This is a genomic window from bacterium, from assembly GCA_035419245.1.
Classification (GTDB): domain Bacteria; phylum Zhuqueibacterota; class Zhuqueibacteria; order Residuimicrobiales; family Residuimicrobiaceae; genus JAKPUX01.
In genome coordinates this window covers 188,555-203,333 of the sequence record DAOLSP010000002.1, presented here as the reverse complement: position 1 = coordinate 203,333, position 14,779 = coordinate 188,555, and the positions used below count along the sequence as shown (strand labels likewise).

The following is a 14,779-nucleotide window of genomic DNA, read 5'->3' as shown; positions in this document are numbered from 1 at the left end:
TATAATAGCAGCGGAAGGATGTGCAAATGGTGATTGTCCGTGTGAGGAGGTATCCGCTTTGGCCATCAAAGTCATGACCATGAACAACCTGGATATTGCCATTGTGAGCCCGCGGGGCGCTCTGGTAGGCGGAGAGGAGAGCGACGCATTGAAATCCGTCGTCGCGGACCTTTATGAGCAGGGCAACCGCAAGCTTATCATCAACTTGAGCGGCGTCACCTATTGTAACAGCCTCGGCATCGGCACGCTGGTAGGGCTGCATACCATGTACACCCGCGGCGGCGGCCAGATCAAGCTCTGCGAGATGGGCAGGGGGATCCAAAACCTCTTTGTGATCACAAAGCTCATCAGCGTCTTCGAAGTGGAGGAGAGCAGGGATGAGGCCATCGCCAGTTTTCAAGCCATGGAGTCCATTAACCACTAATCCACTATTCCCCTCACATCAAAGGAGAAAGCACCATGAAACAAGGTCTCTTCATCACCATCGTCATGGTCGTGGCGTTCATCGTCGGCCTCATCGTTTTCCAGTTTTTACCTGATTACATCAAGCAAGGCGGTATCCTCGTCCCCATCCTGATCATGATGATCCTGATGCTGCTCACCTTCATCGTCGAACGTCTTCTGGCCCTTGGCAAAGCCAAAGGGAAGGGTTCCTTGCCCGCTTTTTACCGTAAACTCCAGCAGGAGATCAAGGCTGGTAATATCGATACCGCCATCGCCACTTGTGACAAACAGCGCGGCACGCCGGCCAGCGTCCTCCGTGCCGGACTCGAGAAATACAAACTGCTGAAGGCCTCCGGCGCTCACCTCTCCGCCAAGGAGACCATGGAGGAGATGCAGCATGCGGTCGAAGAATCAATGATGTTGGAAGTTCCGCTCCTTGAGAGAAACCTGGTGGGCATCTCGACCCTGGCCTCGATCGGTGTGCTCGTCGGTCTGCTCGGTACCACCCTCGGTATGATCAAGTCCTTCAAGGCCCTGGCCAAGTCGGGTGCCCCCGATGCCATCGCCCTGTCGCTGGGTATTTCTGAAGCCCTCATCAACACCGCTGGCGGTCTCATCACGGCCATCCTGGGTATCGTAGCGTTCAACTATTTCAGCACCCGAATCGACAACTTTACCTACATGATCGATGAATCCACCTACTCGATGGTCACCACGCTGGCCGAAAAAGAAAGCAACAAATAACTGATGAGGTAAACAGCCATGCAGCATAAAAAAGGGCGTAGCAATATCAGGATCGACATGACGCCCATGGTGGACATTATGATGCTGTTGTTGACCTTTTTCATGTTGACGACACGCTTCAAACCACCTGCAGAGGCCGAAGTCGTCCTCCCCTCGTCGCATTCGCAGTTCAAGCTGCCTGAGTCGGACGTGATGACCATCACGGTGACCAAGGATGACCGCTATTTCCTCGGGTTGGATTCCCAGCGGCTCCGCGGCCGGCTTTTTGGCGAAGAGAATGCCCTGCGCTCGGGTATTCAGCTTCAGGATAAGCAGCAGCTGGCCGATTTGCTGATTCAGGCCCGCATCGCCAATCCCAAACTGCGCACCGTGATCAAGGCTGACAAGGAGACGCCATACGGTCCGATCGAGGATGTGATGAACATCCTGCAGAAGGTCAAAATCACCCGATTCAACCTTGTAACGGAACTCGAAAAAATCTGATGGAGTTAAAGTATGGCAGGAGCAGATGTTGTTGCCCCCAAGGAACCGAAAGGCAAGGGCGGCAAAAAACATAAAAAACGCGTAGGGGTGGGTATTGATATGACCCCGATGGTGGACATCATGATGCTTCTGATCACCTTCTTCATGCTCACCACGGTCTTCAATACACCGCAGACGATGGAGATCAACCTGCCGCCTGATTCCGATGTCAAGGTGGAGGTTGCCGAAACCAGTCTGCTGACCATTCGCGCGACCGCCGATGGCTCCATTTATGTCAATATGGGAATGGAGACACCGCAAAGAATTGAATTCAAGGAATTACGCCCTTTGATGGTCGACCGCAGCAAGGCCAATCCCAAGCTGGTCGTCCTCATCAAGGTGGAACGCCAAGGAACCTACGAATTGATGGTCAATATCATGGACGAGTTGAACCTGGCCAATATCACCCGGTTCTCGATCGCTCCGTTCAAGGAGATTGACGGTCAGCTTGTCGCCAAGGCGATTTAACTTCCTAACATGCGGAGAGTGTCATGACAGAACTTGCGGAAAAAGCAAGACTCCCCTATGGAGCCACCGAGCTCAAGGAAGTCAAGCAAAAGTACATGATATACGGCCTGATCATCGCAACCCTGATCGAGTTCCTCGGGCTCGGTATCTATTGGGCCACGACCCTGCTGGGCAAAGAGGAGGCGCCGGTCCGCACCGTGCGCATCCTCAAGTACAGCGAGCTGGGTCCGCCACCCTCGATCCAGGGCGCCAGCGCCGCGGTCGCTCCCTCGGTCTCAGCGGCGGCGCCGATGGCCAAACCCAGTGTCGGTATCCCCGTGCCGGTTCCTGATGCGGAGGTCAGCCCCGAACAGACCTTTGCCTCGCAGACGGAAATGAGCTCAGTGACCGGCCCGGTAGGTGAAGGCGTTGGCTCCGGCGGAAGCCAGGTGATCGAACAGGACGTGAATGTACAAAACATCGAAGAAGAGGAGGCACCGCCTCCCGACTTCGTCCCCTTTGAAAAGGAACCCCAGGTGATCAAGCGCGTCGAGCCGGTCTATCCGGAACTAGCGCGCAAGGCCGGCCTCGAAGGTACGGTCTGGGTCAAGCTGTGGGTCGACAAAGAGGGCAAGGTCAAGGATGTGGTCATCCTCAAGAGCGCCTCGGAGATCTTTAACCAGCCGGCCATCGACGCGGCCAAGCAGTGGATTTTCACCCCCGCGATGATGAAAACCGGCCCGGTTTCGGTCTGGATCTCGCTCTCGTTCAATTTCAAACTCAATTAACCACCAGGGGACGATGCTTCTCGAACCTGGAAAAGTCTTCGCGTTCGCCATCGCCGGCATAACCTTTTGTGCCGGCGTGGCGATCGTCACCGGGCTGCTGCATTTTGACGTCCTGCCGCAGGTGCGCTACACCTTCGGCGTGGTGCTGATCCTGATGAGCATTTACCGTTTCCTGGTCACCTTCTGGAAACCCAAACCCTCAAAGTACAGGAGATATACCCATGTGGATGAGGAGTAAAGTGCTGCTGTTCGCCGCCGCAGCATCCCTGCTCGTCTGGACGGCCTGTGCGATCAACTCCAAGCCCAAGGAAAGTCCCACCAGCGGCAAGCTGAGCCTCTATGTTTCGGATTCGCATGCGGCGCTGGCCGCCAAGGAGGCGGATCTCTTTTGCAGCCTCTACAACGATGCGCATATCACCCTCTACAGCGCCTCGACCCGTGAATGCCTGGTTCATCTGATCAACGATAGTGTCCGGATGGTCCTGACCGACCGGGCACTGAATGCGGAAGAACGCCGCATCATCACGCAGGAAAAACTCAAAATCGATTCACTCCAAGTGGCCGTGGATGCCCTCGCCCTGCTGGTCAACCGCGTCAACGACCTGCAAGCCCTCTCCATGGCGGAACTCACCGGGATCATCGATCAGCGCCTCACCACCTGGCAACAGCTGCCGGGCAGCGGATTGACCGGCCGGCTCGAACTGGTCACCACCGGCAAAAACTCGGGCGCCTACGAACTGCTCAAGAACCATTTTCTGCACCGTATCGAGGACTTTGTGCCAGCGGTGATGACCGCCGCTCAATCCGAGGTGGTAAAGTATGTGGCCAAACATCCGCAGGCGCTGGGCATCGCCTCGCTGGCCTGCCTCAAAGAGGATTCCCTCAAGGCCCTTTCCGAAGAGCCCGATGGCGCCGTCCGCACCCTGGCCTTCACCGGGACCGACTCGACCGGAGCTCTGGTGCATTACAAGCTGCACCAGGCCAATGTGTATCTGAAAAAGTATCCACTCTATTATCCCTTGCATGTCTATTTCAATCACAAATCACAGCTTGCTGCCGGATTCTGTGCCTTCATCGCCAGCGCCCCGGGCCAAAAGCTGATCCTCAATTCCGGTCTGGTCCCGACCACCATGCCCATCCGTCTCGTTCAGATTAGATAGGAGTATTGACCTCATGAAACGATTGTCTGCATTGCTCTCCCTGGTGCTGATCCTCCTGGTGTTGCCCGCCGCCGGCCAGGACAAGGTTGCTGAAGGCCTGGCTCTCCTCAACCAGGGCAAATTCGACCAGGCCGCCGAACTCCTTCAGAAAGCCGTCGATCTGAATCCACGCAATGCTGCGGCCTTGAACGCCCTCGCCAAAGCCCAGCTGTTGGGCGGCAAGCCTGTTCTCGCGGAGGCAACCGCAAAGAATGCCTTGCTGGTGGACGAGAAGAATCCAGCTACCTGGCAGCTCCTCGTTCAGGCCCAGATGGCCCAGAACCACAACGCGGAGGCCTACGCTTCGCTGCGCAAAGCCATGAAACCGACCAAGGGCAATGCCGAACTCCTCATCCAACTCGGCTGGCTTCACCTGGCCGCGGACTCGACCAACCAGGCTGAGGTAGCCTTCTCCCAGGCCAAGCAGCAGCTGCCCAAGAATCCCGAGGTCTATCGCGGACTCGGCGAGGCCTATCTCAAGCTCGGCGCCGAACCGGTGGCCCTGATGCAATTCGAGGAGTCGCTCAAGTACGATTCGCTTCAGGTTGAACTGCGCGCCAAGATGGCCGACCTCTATCTCAAGGACCGCCGTTACAATGAAGCAGCGCAGATGTACCGTAGTGTCCTCTCCCATCAGCCCGAAAACGACAAGGCTGCACTGGAAGTGAGCCGGATCTACATGCTCTCCAAACAGTACAAGAACGCCACCCTCTATCTGGAAAAATACGTGATGCGTCACCCGGAGGACCAGGCGTCCTGGTCGACCTATATGGAGGCGCTCGACAAGAGCCGGCAATATGAATCGGCCTTGAGCGCCGCGGAACATTTGCTCAAAAGCAACCCCAACGACCCGGTGGCCCTGCGCCTGGCAGGCAAAGCCCACTACATGCTCAAGCAATACCAGCCTGCGGTGGAGAGCTATAGTAAACTAGCCGCTGTTGACACCCTGGGCTTTGAGGATGCCAAACGCTTCGGCAAGAGCTACTACGCCCTGAAAAATGACAGCCTGGCCCTGCTCTACATGGAGCAATCGCTGGCCAAGAATCCGGACCAGGATGACCTCTACAACGACATGGGCGCCTCCTATATGCGGACCAAGCAATGGGAGAAGGCAGCGAAGATGTTCGAGAATCGCATCAAGTCCGATTCGACCTATCCCAACGGCTATATCAACTTTGCCCTCTGCAAAATGGCCTTGGAGGATTTCCAGCCGGCGACCAAAGCGCTACGCACTGCCATCTCGCTGCGTCCCAATTACATCGCCGGTTATCTCTATCTCGGCCGCGCGCTCCGTGGCGCCGATTCGCTCAAGGCGGCACGCCAAGCCTATGAAACCATGGCGAGTATGGCCGACACCGTCAAGAACAATTATAAAAACGAGCTCGGCGAAGCCTACAGTTTCATCACTTTCTCCTACCTCGTGGAGAAAAACAACGCCCAGGCCATCAACGCGGTTACCAAAGCGATCGAGTTCAAACCGAACGACATCGAGTTGAACCTCTGGCGCGCGCAGATTCTGCACGCCTTGGATCGCCGCGATGAAGCCAAAACCCAATACGAAAAGGTGTTACGCCTGGATCCCAAAAATGCGGACGCCAAAAAAGGGCTGGATATTCTCCAGCTCTATAACTGACGAAAATCACTTGTTCAGCCCCTTAACCCAATCAGAAAGGGACTCTCATGAAGAAAAGCATGGCGTTACTTCTCGGCCTCTTGATGCTCATTGGCTGCGGCAAGAAACAGGAAGTGACCACCATCACCGCATTCGAAAAGTTCCAGGAGCCTTTCCTGCGTATTTCGTTCAACCACCCCCAGGGCTGGCAACTGCAGCAGGATGGCCCCAAGATCGGTTTTTATTCCTCCGCCGACGGGCTCTACAAGTTCAATCCCTACTCGGTCGAAGGCAAGGATGCCGCCCGTGTGATCGTCAACATGGACAAGATGGATACCTTGAAGACCGTGGATGAGGTCGTCCGCAGCGTTACCAGCGATCTGACTTCCTCCGGTTTCGATGTATCCTCGCCGGTTGAAAAGAAGCTCGCCGACCTCGGCGGCAAGCTGCTCCACTACCGCGGCGCCCTCGACAACAAGAACATCATCAGCGGTGATGAAGTCGTCGCCATCAAGGACTCCATGCTCTATACGGTGATTTTTGAAGGATTCAACAAGATGTATGACGCCAACAAGGCCGCTCTCGATACCGTCCTCGCCAGCCTCCATCTGCCTGTAGTGCAAGCCCAGGCACCCGGCGTCGATCCGGCTATCCCGGCCGAGGAGATGGATACCTTTGAAAACGAATTTCTCAAGATTTCCTATCCGGTCAATTTCCAGCCCTCACCGGCCAGCATCAAGGATCCGGTTCAGTTTGCCCTGAATATCTACGGCTACCGCAAGGACAGCGGTCTCTACATCGACGTCCGCCCGGCGCAAAAACTGACCCTGGACAAGCTGGTTGCGCAAAATGCCGCCCGGTTCAAGGAGAGCGGCCGCGGCACCGCCACCATCGACGGCGTGCCCGCCACCTGGCTGAATTATACCGGCGGTAAGGATATCTCCAGCCGCATCTATTTCCTGGTCAAGAATGACAAATTCTACCGCATTATCGTCAATACCTATCAGCCGATGAAGAGCACCTTCCAGCAGGTCTTCGACAAGATGGTGGCCTCGCTGGTGACCAAATAATCTCTCTCGCAGCATAAAAAAAGCCGCCGGGCTTGAAGCCGGGCGGCTTTTTTTATGTGTACTGCGTCACCGGGTGGCGTCCAGAGCGGGGGTGTACGGCGGCTCAGAGCCGGCTGAGCAGCTCCGTAAAGGCCTTCTCCACCGCGGCGCGCATCCCCGCAACAATGGTCGCCGCATCACCCGGGGCGATAATGGCCCGGCCTTCGATATAGCCGGTTCGATCCCGCTCCCCCTCCCCGTTCGTCAGCTCGAACCAGAACCGCACAACCGCCTGTCGTTTTCCCGCTTCGAAGGCTTCGTCGAAACGCACCAGTTGCAGCGCGAGGGTTGCGAAAGCCTCCTGGCGCGGCATGATTGTCGCCACCGCGGCATAGCGGCCGGAGGCGCGCAGCCAGGCCACCAGGCGATCCCGCAGCAGCTCCGGTGGAGCCGCGATCCAGCGGCGGTAGGCATCGAACTGGATCTCCCAGGAGGCATCGCGATAGACCATACGGTCCTGATCGCTGGGGGGCAGGGCACTGCAGGGCTGTACCCAGAGGACTCCACCGGAGGGTACCGCGGCGGGTGCCGGCGGATCGGGCACTAGATCATAATAATGGACCCGGGGGACCCGGCCACAGGCCATGCAGAGGCCGAGGAGGGCCAGGATAAGGGTTCGGCGCATGCGTCACTCCTTGGGCAGTTTGCGTTCTTCAGGATAGTTCTTGCGCACCAGATTCCAGGGCTGTTCCTTGATCGTCTGGGTGAATTCGGTCAGGTTCCGGCTCAAAGTGCGGACATGATCGAGCGTCTCGCGGTAACTCTCGCGGTTCTGCACTATGATATGGTTGAGATCGCCCATGGTGCCGCTCATCTGCACGGTGAGCTGCTGAACCTCCCGCAGCAGCGCCTCCGCATTTTGCACGGTGCGCTGTAGCGTCGTATCGTTGGCTGCGAGCAGGCTGTTCACATTCTGCAGGGTCGTGTTCAGGGAGCGGGTCAGGTCGTTGAGATTGGCCAGCAGGGTTCGCAACTCACTGCTGTTCTGGGCGGTCATGGCGTTGAGGTTGGTGATGAGGGCGGCGAGGTTGGCGCGGTTGCCATCGTTGAGCAGGTCGTTGAGACGGCGCAGCAGCTCGGTGGCCTCCGTGGTCGCTCCGCCGATCGGACCGGACATCTGGGCGAAACTGGAGACCTCGCGGCTGGCGATGAGAGCACCCGGTGCGAGCAGCGCCGCGTCCTTCGATCCAGGTGCAATCTCGACATAAAAGGCGCCGAGAAGCCCGATCGAGGTGATGTAGGCATAACTGTCACCGCGGATCGGGGTGCCATGGTCCAGTTCGAGAGTCAGCTCGACCGGCGGCTGCTCGCCGGCGAGGACGCGATGGCCGCTGACCTTGCCGACCGGGACGCCGGCCAGCCGAACCGCCGATCCCGGTTCGATGCCGCCGACATAGGCAAAACGGGCACGGTAGAAGGCCTTGTGTTCCCAGCCGCTCACCCCCTTGATCGCAAAAAGAGAGGCAAAGAAGAGCAGCAGGCTGATGGCGATGAAGAGGCCCGCCTTGAGTTCGCTTTTATGATATTCCATCCTGCTCCTTATCGCACGGGTTCATGATACTTCCCCTACAAGGGAGGCGAGATATTTACGTCCATCGGGTTCGCCGGCGTCGGGCTGGCGTTCGAGGAACTGCCGCACCTCGGGAATTTGCGAGGCCCGGAGCGCCTCCTTGTCGCCGATGAAGAGAAAACGGCCCTCATGCATCAGCGCGATGCGGTCGGCGATCAGCCAGACCGATTCCAGTTCATGGGTGACGACGACGATGGTCATCCGGAAGGCTTGCTGCAATTTGCGGATCAGATGATCGATGCCTACGGCGACAATCGGGTCAAGTCCGGCGGAGGGCTCGTCGCAGAAAAGGATGTCGGGGTCCATGGCCAGGGCCCGCGCCAGTCCGGCCCGTTTTTTCATCCCGCCCGAGAGCTGGGCAGGCATGAAATGATCGAAACCGGAAAGGCCGACCATCTCGAGTTTGAGCCGGGTCATGATCCGGATGGTGGAGGGCTCGAGGCGTGTATGTTCCTCGAGGGGGAGAGCGACGTTTTCGCCGACGGTCATCGAATTGAAGAGCGCCGCTCCCTGGAAGAGCACGCCGATTTTTTTGCTGACGGTGCTGCGTTCCGTCTCATCCGCTGCGGCCATGTCCACCCCCTTGACCAGGATCCGGCCGCGGTCGGGCCGCTGCAAGCCGAGAATATGGCGCAACAGCGTGCTTTTACCGCAGCCCGAACGGCCGAGGATGACCAGGGTTTCATTGGGATAGATGTCGAGGTCGATCCCCTTGAGGATCTCCAGGCGACCATAAAGGGCGTGCAGGCCGCGTATCTGAATGACGGGCTCGTTCATCCCTGAAATGTACGATGCAGGAAAATAGGATTCAAGGCCTTTTGCGCCCTCCGGCGGGGGGATCCTCTTGCGCGCACCCCGCCATTCCGGCCGACGGCCCGGCGTCCGCACGGGATCCGCAGGCAAAATCTTGCCGGTGCGCAACTTTTTTGCATTGTGGCGCACATTTAACTTGACAGCAACCTATTTTTTTCGTACAATGTAATCGTTTACATGTTGTCAGCCTCATCTTCAAAATTTTTACTGTTATTTCTTATCTTAAACATGTAAATCGCTTTCACTTCAAGACTTAAGCGGAGTCTCCCCTTGACCGCAACGCGAGTAAAAATCCGGTTCTGTTGCTGCCGAGCGACCAATGCACCCCCCTCTGCGGCACTCGCTTCTCCTCCGCTCATGGTCGTTCTAAGCGGCTTTTTCCTTCCCATCATGATCTTTCAGCCACCGCAGACGGTTTTAATCGTTCCACTCCCTTATCATTCATCCTCACAACCCTGCAAAAGGAGGTGAACCTCTCACCAGCCTACAGCAAAATGCATCGTCATGGCCTGTTTTGTCACGACGCACCGTTGGATGTGAATTTGTGATTAAACTTTGGAGGAGACATGCACAAAAGAGAGGCACTCTGGCTGTGTTTGATGGCGCTGCTGCTGATCTTCACAGCGTCGGCGATCGGCCAAACCATTAGCCGTCCCGATGTGATCTGGGCGCGAACCAGCGACACCCCGATCACCCTTGACGGCGTCCTCAGCGAGACCGCATGGGCCTCGGCCGAATCGCTTCATGTCCGCTATGGCGTGCCCGATGCGCCCATTCCGGGCAGCGGTTGGGCCAAGGAAGGCGGCGTCGATCCCAGCGATCCGGTCGATGCCACGCTCAAGTTTCTGATCCAGGGCAACAGCCTCTATCTTGCTGTGGTGGCCAAAGACTCCTCGGTCGGCGGTGGGCTCTGGGCGAAGTTTGATGCTATTCTGATAAACATCCGCAATGCCGCGGCTGCCAACCGCCCGGCCGCTCCCTTTGAGTATTTCTACGGCTGGGTGGCTGAGAGCTGGGCCGATCCCAACACCGCCAATGTCGGCGCCAATCCCGGCTTCTTTGGCATGGCATCCTCTGACCGCACGGTCTGGGATGCCGTCACCAAGGTCAACGGCATGACCAATGACGATTCCACACCCGATCACGGGTATACCACAGAATTCAAATTCGATCTGACTGTGCGCGGCTATGACGCTACCGCCGCTGCCGGCACCATCATTCCCTTCAACATCTCGATTTATGACTGCGACTGGCAGTGGCCGATGAACGAGGCCAAGTTCAGCAGCGGTCGCGCCTGGGCTCAGGGCCCGTGGGGCAACGCTTCGGCCTATGCGGTGATTCAGATCCATGCCAATCCCCGTGTGGGTCTCACCGGCGCTGTGCCGTATATCGGTCCCGATTTTATCATTCCCAATGCCGATACCCATCCCCAGCCGGTCATCGACGGTGTGCTCGACGAAGCTGCCTGGGCTGTCGCCCCCGGCATCGATCTGCGTTTCGGCGACGACGCCTTGCGCGCCTCCTATCCCGGCGTGGGCCCGCTGCTCTCCGGCCAATGGCAACCCGAAATCAACGGCGTCAGGGCCCCGGTCCTCGATCCGGCGGACGCGACCATCAAATGGTTCACCCGCAACGATATCCTCTATCTTTCGGCCGATGTCCGCGATCAGGCGGTCTGGTCGAACGAGGCCTATGACCAGTGGGACGGTATCCGCTTCATCATCAATGACATCAGGGAGCGCGACCCCTACGATCACAACCTGCTGCGCCGCGATCTGACCGTCCGCCTGGATCCGACCGGCAAAGCCCTGTATCAGGACTATCTGACGGTGGTGATCGACAGCCTGCATATGGGCGCGGCGGCGGTTACCCTTAAACCCGGCACCACCATCAACGATTATAACGACATCGATACCGGCTATCGGATCGAAGTGGCGGTGGACCTCAAGGCTCTTGGCTACAATCACGGCCTGCTCGAGGGGAACCTCTTCATCAGCGCCACCCTCTTCGACGGCGATAGCTTTCCCAATGCCGCCGACAATTACGGCCAGCGCGTCTGGTTTATGCGCGAAGGCGGATGGAATGCGGGCCCGGCCTGGGGCTACATGGATCCCTACACCACCCTGCCCGGCGGCGTGGTGAGGGCCAATGAGCGTCCGGATATGGTCTGGGCGCGCACCACCGCTGCACCAATCACCGTCGACGGCAAGATGGATGAACCGGTCTGGGCGAAAGCCGAATCCGTGCGTTTGCGCTACGGCCGCAGCAGCAACATCGTCCCCGGCTCCGGTTTTGCCAAGGAAGGCGGCGTCGATCCGAGCGATCCGACCGATGCAACCCTCAAGTTCCTCGTCAAGGACAACAAGCTTTACCTCGGCGTGGACGTCCAGGATGCCTCCGTCGGCGGTGGCCTCTGGGCCAAGTTCGATGCCTTCCTCTTCAACATCCGCGACCACAGCAACGCCAACCGTCCGGCCGATTCCTATGAATTCTTCTACGGCTGGGTCGCCGAAAGCTGGGCTGATCCCAACACCGCCAATGTCGGCGCCGGCCCCGGCTTCTTCGGCCGCTCGCCCGCCGACCGCGATCTCTGGAACGCTGTTACCGTCGTCGACGGCACGACCAACGACGACACAACACCCGACAAAGGTTACGTCACCGAAATCGTCATCAATCTTGCCAGGCTCGGGTACGATGTGACCAAACCGGGCGGGGACCTCATCGAATTCAACTTTTCCATCTATGACTGTGACTGGCAGTGGCCGATGAACGAGGAGAAATTCTCGAGCAACCGTGTCTGGTGGCAGGGCCCCTGGGGCAATGCCTCCGCCTACGCCATCGCCCGCATTTACGCCAACCCCGCCGTCACCGAGGATTCAGCCCTGCCGATGATCGGTCCCGATTTTATCGTGCCCAACGGCGCCGATCATCCCGTACCCGTTATTGACGGGCGTCTCGATGAGAGCGTCTGGGCCAACATTCGCGGCCTCGACCTCCGCTTTGGCGACGACGAACTGCGCGCCTCCTATCCTGGCATCGGCCCCTGGCGTTCCGGCCAGTTTCAGCCCGAGATCGACGGAAAGCGCGCGCCGGTCCTCGATCCCGCCGACGCCACCCTTAAATGGTTCTTCAAAGACCATATTCTTTATGTCGCCGCCGATTTCCGCGATCAGTCGGTCAACGGCCTCGAGACCTATGACATGTGGGATGGTCTGCGTCTAATCATCAACGACCGCGCCGCCCGCGATGGCGACAACGTCCTCGTACGCCGCAATCTCACCATGCGCGTCGGTCCGGCCGGCCCGATACCGATGGATTATCTCGAGACCTTGGTCAACGAAGGCAAGGCTCAAATCGGCTTTGCGCTTAAACCCAACACCACCATCGATAATGCTAATGACATCGATGAGGGGTATCGCATGGAAATGGCCATCGATCTTACGGCGCTGGGGTACGCAGCTGACCGAGGTGACGGCGCACTCTTCCTCAGCGCTACCCTCTTCGATGGCGACACCTTCCCCAACGCCGCCGACAACTACGGCCAGCGCGTCTGGTTCATGCGTGAATCCGACTGGCCCGCCGGCCCGGCCTGGGCGTTCATGGATCCGAAAGTCTTTGTGCCCGGTGATCCCCTCAACACCATGGAGCGTCCGGACGCCCTCTGGGCTCGTGTCGCTTCGGCGCCACCCACGTTGGATGGCAAGATGGATGAGCCCGATTGGGCCAAGGCCGAACAGGTGATTCTGCGCTACGGCAGCGCCAGTCTGATGCCCGGCTCCGGCTTTGTCTCGGAGGGCGGTGTCCAACCGGTTGATCCCACCTTCGCCACGCTCAAGTTCCTCGTCTACGGAAACAAGCTTTATATGGGCGCCCAGGTCAAGGATGCCTCGGTCGGTGGTGGCCCCTGGGCCCGCTTCGACGCCTTGTTGATGAACATCCGCGACCACAACGGCGCAGGCCGCCCGGCTGGCCCCTTTGAGTATTTTTACGGCTGGGTCGCCGAAAGTTGGGCCGATCCCAACACCGCCAACGTCGGCGCACTCCCTGGTTTCTTCGGCTGGGCCGCGGCAGACCGCACGGTCTGGGACGCCGTCACTGTCGTCGATGGTATTACCAACGATGATGCCACGCCGGACAAGGGCTATACCACCGAGTTCGTCTTCGACTTGACCCCGCGCGGCTATGACGTCACCAAGCCAGGCGGCGACATCGTCGAATTCAACATCTCAATCTACGACTGCGACTGGTTCTGGCCGATCAACGAGGAGAAATTCTCGAGCAACCGTGTCTGGTGGCAGGGCCCCTGGAGCAACGCCTCCGCCTACGCCATCGCACAACTCCATGTCAATCCATCAGTCACAGTCAACAGCGGGACGCTTCCGGTTATCGGTCCCGATCTGATCATCCCCAACGGCGCCGATTTTCCGGATCCCGTTGTGGATGGCAGTCTCGATGAAGCGGTCTGGGCCAAGGCCCCCGGCCTCGACCTCCGCTTCGGTGACGACGCCCTGCGCGCCTCCTATCCCGGCATCGGCCCCTGGCGTTCCGGCCAGTGGCAGCCCGAGATCGACGGCAAGCGCGCGCCGGTTCTCGATCCTGCTGACGCCACCCTTAAGTGGTTCTTCAAGGGTCACATGCTCTACGTCGCCGCCGATGTCCGCGACCAGTCGGTCTCCGGCCTGGAGAACTATGACATGTGGGACGGTCTGCGCCTGATCATCAACGATCGTGCGGCACGCGACGGCGATAATGTCCTCATCCGCCGCAATCTCACCATGCGCATCGGCCCGACCGGGCCTATGGTGATGGATTACCTCGAGACCCTCTTCAACGAGGGCAAAGCCTGGGTTGGATTCGAACTCAAGCCCGGCTCGACCATCAATGATGTCAACGATATCGACACCGGCTACCACATGGAGATAGGGATTGATCTGACGGCCCTGGGGTATCCCGCCGATCTGGGCGACGGCGCGCTCTTCATCAGCGCCACCCTCTTCGATGGCGACACCTTCCCCAATGCCTCCGACAATTACGGCCAGCGCGTCTGGTTTATGCGTGAATTCGACTGGCCTGCCGGCCCGGCCTGGGCTCTGCTCGACCCGAACACCAAACTTACCGGTGTCAAGCTCAACCCGGCAACCCAGCTGCCGGCCGAATTTGCCCTCATCGGCAACTATCCCAATCCGTTCAATCCGACCACAACCATCCAGTTTGCTTTGCCCGAAGATGGTGTGGTGACCCTCAAGGTCTACGATCTCCTCGGCCGCATGGTAACCGAAATGGCGCTTGGGCGCCAGGTCGCCGGCATCCGGGAGGTCTCCTTCGATGCTGCCAGAATCAGTTCGGGCGTCTATTTCTATCGTCTCGAAATGGCCGGCGTCAAATCGAAGAAGACCGTGAGAACCAACGTGCAAAAAATGCTGGTGATCAAGTAAATCCACCAGCCGATGCCATCCCGCAGGCGGGGGCCAGGCGATCCTGGCCCCCGCAGCAATTTCTCCGAATCCCCCCAAGGCTGTCGTTTACTTTCA

Annotated in this window: 14 protein-coding genes; 10 read left to right on the top strand and 4 right to left on the bottom strand. The window is 58.6% G+C overall.

What is annotated here, in order from left to right; genetic code table 11:
• Window positions 1–58: 58 nt before the first annotated feature.
• The 9 genes from PLH32_04705 to PLH32_04665 are packed head-to-tail and all read left to right on the top strand — an operon-like array spanning window position 59 to window position 6,826.
• Entirely contained in the window at window positions 59–424 is a 366-nt protein-coding gene (locus PLH32_04705; protein ID HQJ63894.1) for an STAS domain-containing protein, read from the top strand.
• 35 nt (window positions 425–459) lie between these two features.
• Window positions 460–1,188 carry a MotA/TolQ/ExbB proton channel family protein gene (locus PLH32_04700; GenBank protein HQJ63893.1) on the top strand — a complete coding sequence of 243 codons (729 nt, stop codon included), beginning with the start codon at window positions 460–462 and terminating at the stop codon, window positions 1,186–1,188.
• An 18-nt stretch (window positions 1,189–1,206) separates the two neighbouring features.
• A complete protein-coding gene (locus tag PLH32_04695) occupies window positions 1,207–1,671 on the top strand; it encodes a biopolymer transporter ExbD (GenBank protein HQJ63892.1) in 465 nt (154 codons plus the stop codon).
• Window positions 1,672–1,683: 12 nt separating this feature from the next.
• Entirely contained in the window at window positions 1,684–2,178 is a 495-nt protein-coding gene (locus PLH32_04690; protein HQJ63891.1) for a biopolymer transporter ExbD, read from the top strand.
• A gap of 23 nt (window positions 2,179–2,201) precedes the next feature.
• On the top strand, window positions 2,202–2,945 hold the full coding sequence (locus PLH32_04685; protein HQJ63890.1) for an energy transducer TonB: 744 nt from the start codon (window positions 2,202–2,204) through the stop codon (window positions 2,943–2,945).
• 13 nt (window positions 2,946–2,958) lie between these two features.
• A complete protein-coding gene (locus PLH32_04680) occupies window positions 2,959–3,183 on the top strand; it encodes a hypothetical protein (GenBank protein HQJ63889.1) in 225 nt (74 codons plus the stop codon).
• Window positions 3,167–4,105 (top strand): substrate-binding domain-containing protein, encoded by a 939-nt coding sequence (locus PLH32_04675; GenBank protein ID HQJ63888.1) that lies wholly within the window; start codon window positions 3,167–3,169, stop codon window positions 4,103–4,105. The genes PLH32_04680 and PLH32_04675 overlap by 17 nt, the downstream gene beginning before the upstream one ends.
• A 13-nt stretch (window positions 4,106–4,118) precedes the next feature.
• Window positions 4,119–5,777 carry a tetratricopeptide repeat protein gene (locus PLH32_04670; protein HQJ63887.1) on the top strand — a complete coding sequence of 553 codons (1,659 nt, stop codon included), beginning with the start codon at window positions 4,119–4,121 and terminating at the stop codon, window positions 5,775–5,777.
• 47 nt (window positions 5,778–5,824) lie between these two features.
• Window positions 5,825–6,826 (top strand): hypothetical protein, encoded by a 1,002-nt coding sequence (locus tag PLH32_04665; GenBank protein ID HQJ63886.1) that lies wholly within the window; start codon window positions 5,825–5,827, stop codon window positions 6,824–6,826.
• 103 nt (window positions 6,827–6,929) lie between these two features.
• Here the strand turns inward: PLH32_04665 and PLH32_04660 are convergent, their stop codons facing one another.
• From PLH32_04660 to PLH32_04645, 4 genes are all read right to left on the bottom strand, one after another.
• Complete coding sequence (locus PLH32_04660; GenBank protein ID HQJ63885.1) at window positions 6,930–7,490, bottom strand: ABC-type transport auxiliary lipoprotein family protein; 561 nt, start codon at window positions 7,488–7,490, stop codon at window positions 6,930–6,932.
• 3 nt (window positions 7,491–7,493) lie between these two features.
• Window positions 7,494–8,396, bottom strand: coding sequence for an MlaD family protein (locus tag PLH32_04655; GenBank protein HQJ63884.1), 903 nt, complete (start codon window positions 8,394–8,396; stop codon window positions 7,494–7,496).
• Window positions 8,397–8,417: 21 nt separating this feature from the next.
• Window positions 8,418–9,212: an ABC transporter ATP-binding protein gene (locus PLH32_04650; GenBank protein ID HQJ63883.1), complete on the bottom strand. Its 795-nt coding sequence runs from the start codon at window positions 9,210–9,212 to the stop codon at window positions 8,418–8,420.
• Between the two features lie 209 nt (window positions 9,213–9,421).
• A complete protein-coding gene (locus PLH32_04645; protein HQJ63882.1) occupies window positions 9,422–9,640 on the bottom strand; it encodes a hypothetical protein in 219 nt (72 codons plus the stop codon).
• Window positions 9,641–9,814: 174 nt separating this feature from the next.
• Between PLH32_04645 and PLH32_04640 the strand changes: the two genes are divergently transcribed.
• Window positions 9,815–14,683 (top strand): T9SS type A sorting domain-containing protein, encoded by a 4,869-nt coding sequence (locus PLH32_04640; GenBank protein HQJ63881.1) that lies wholly within the window; start codon window positions 9,815–9,817, stop codon window positions 14,681–14,683.
• Window positions 14,684–14,779: the final 96 nt, after the last annotated feature.

Excerpts from the sequence above, each read along its gene's own strand:
- PLH32_04690 (HQJ63891.1), top strand. The coding sequence starts at position 1,684 with ATGGCAGGAGCAGATGTTGTTGCCCCCAAGGAACCGAAAGGCAAGGGC.
- PLH32_04695 (HQJ63892.1), top strand. The coding sequence starts at position 1,207 with ATGCAGCATAAAAAAGGGCGTAGCAATATCAGGATCGACATGACGCCC.
- PLH32_04665 (HQJ63886.1), top strand. The coding sequence starts at position 5,825 with ATGAAGAAAAGCATGGCGTTACTTCTCGGCCTCTTGATGCTCATTGGC.
- PLH32_04700 (HQJ63893.1), top strand. The coding sequence starts at position 460 with ATGAAACAAGGTCTCTTCATCACCATCGTCATGGTCGTGGCGTTCATC.
- PLH32_04655 (HQJ63884.1), bottom strand. The coding sequence starts at position 8,396 with ATGGAATATCATAAAAGCGAACTCAAGGCGGGCCTCTTCATCGCCATC.
- PLH32_04675 (HQJ63888.1), top strand. The coding sequence starts at position 3,167 with ATGTGGATGAGGAGTAAAGTGCTGCTGTTCGCCGCCGCAGCATCCCTG.
- PLH32_04650 (HQJ63883.1), bottom strand. The coding sequence starts at position 9,212 with ATGAACGAGCCCGTCATTCAGATACGCGGCCTGCACGCCCTTTATGGT.
- PLH32_04640 (HQJ63881.1), top strand. The coding sequence starts at position 9,815 with ATGCACAAAAGAGAGGCACTCTGGCTGTGTTTGATGGCGCTGCTGCTG.
- PLH32_04660 (HQJ63885.1), bottom strand. The coding sequence starts at position 7,490 with ATGCGCCGAACCCTTATCCTGGCCCTCCTCGGCCTCTGCATGGCCTGT.
- PLH32_04680 (HQJ63889.1), top strand. The coding sequence starts at position 2,959 with ATGCTTCTCGAACCTGGAAAAGTCTTCGCGTTCGCCATCGCCGGCATA.
- PLH32_04670 (HQJ63887.1), top strand. The coding sequence starts at position 4,119 with ATGAAACGATTGTCTGCATTGCTCTCCCTGGTGCTGATCCTCCTGGTG.
- PLH32_04685 (HQJ63890.1), top strand. The coding sequence starts at position 2,202 with ATGACAGAACTTGCGGAAAAAGCAAGACTCCCCTATGGAGCCACCGAG.
- PLH32_04645 (HQJ63882.1), bottom strand. The coding sequence starts at position 9,640 with ATGATGGGAAGGAAAAAGCCGCTTAGAACGACCATGAGCGGAGGAGAA.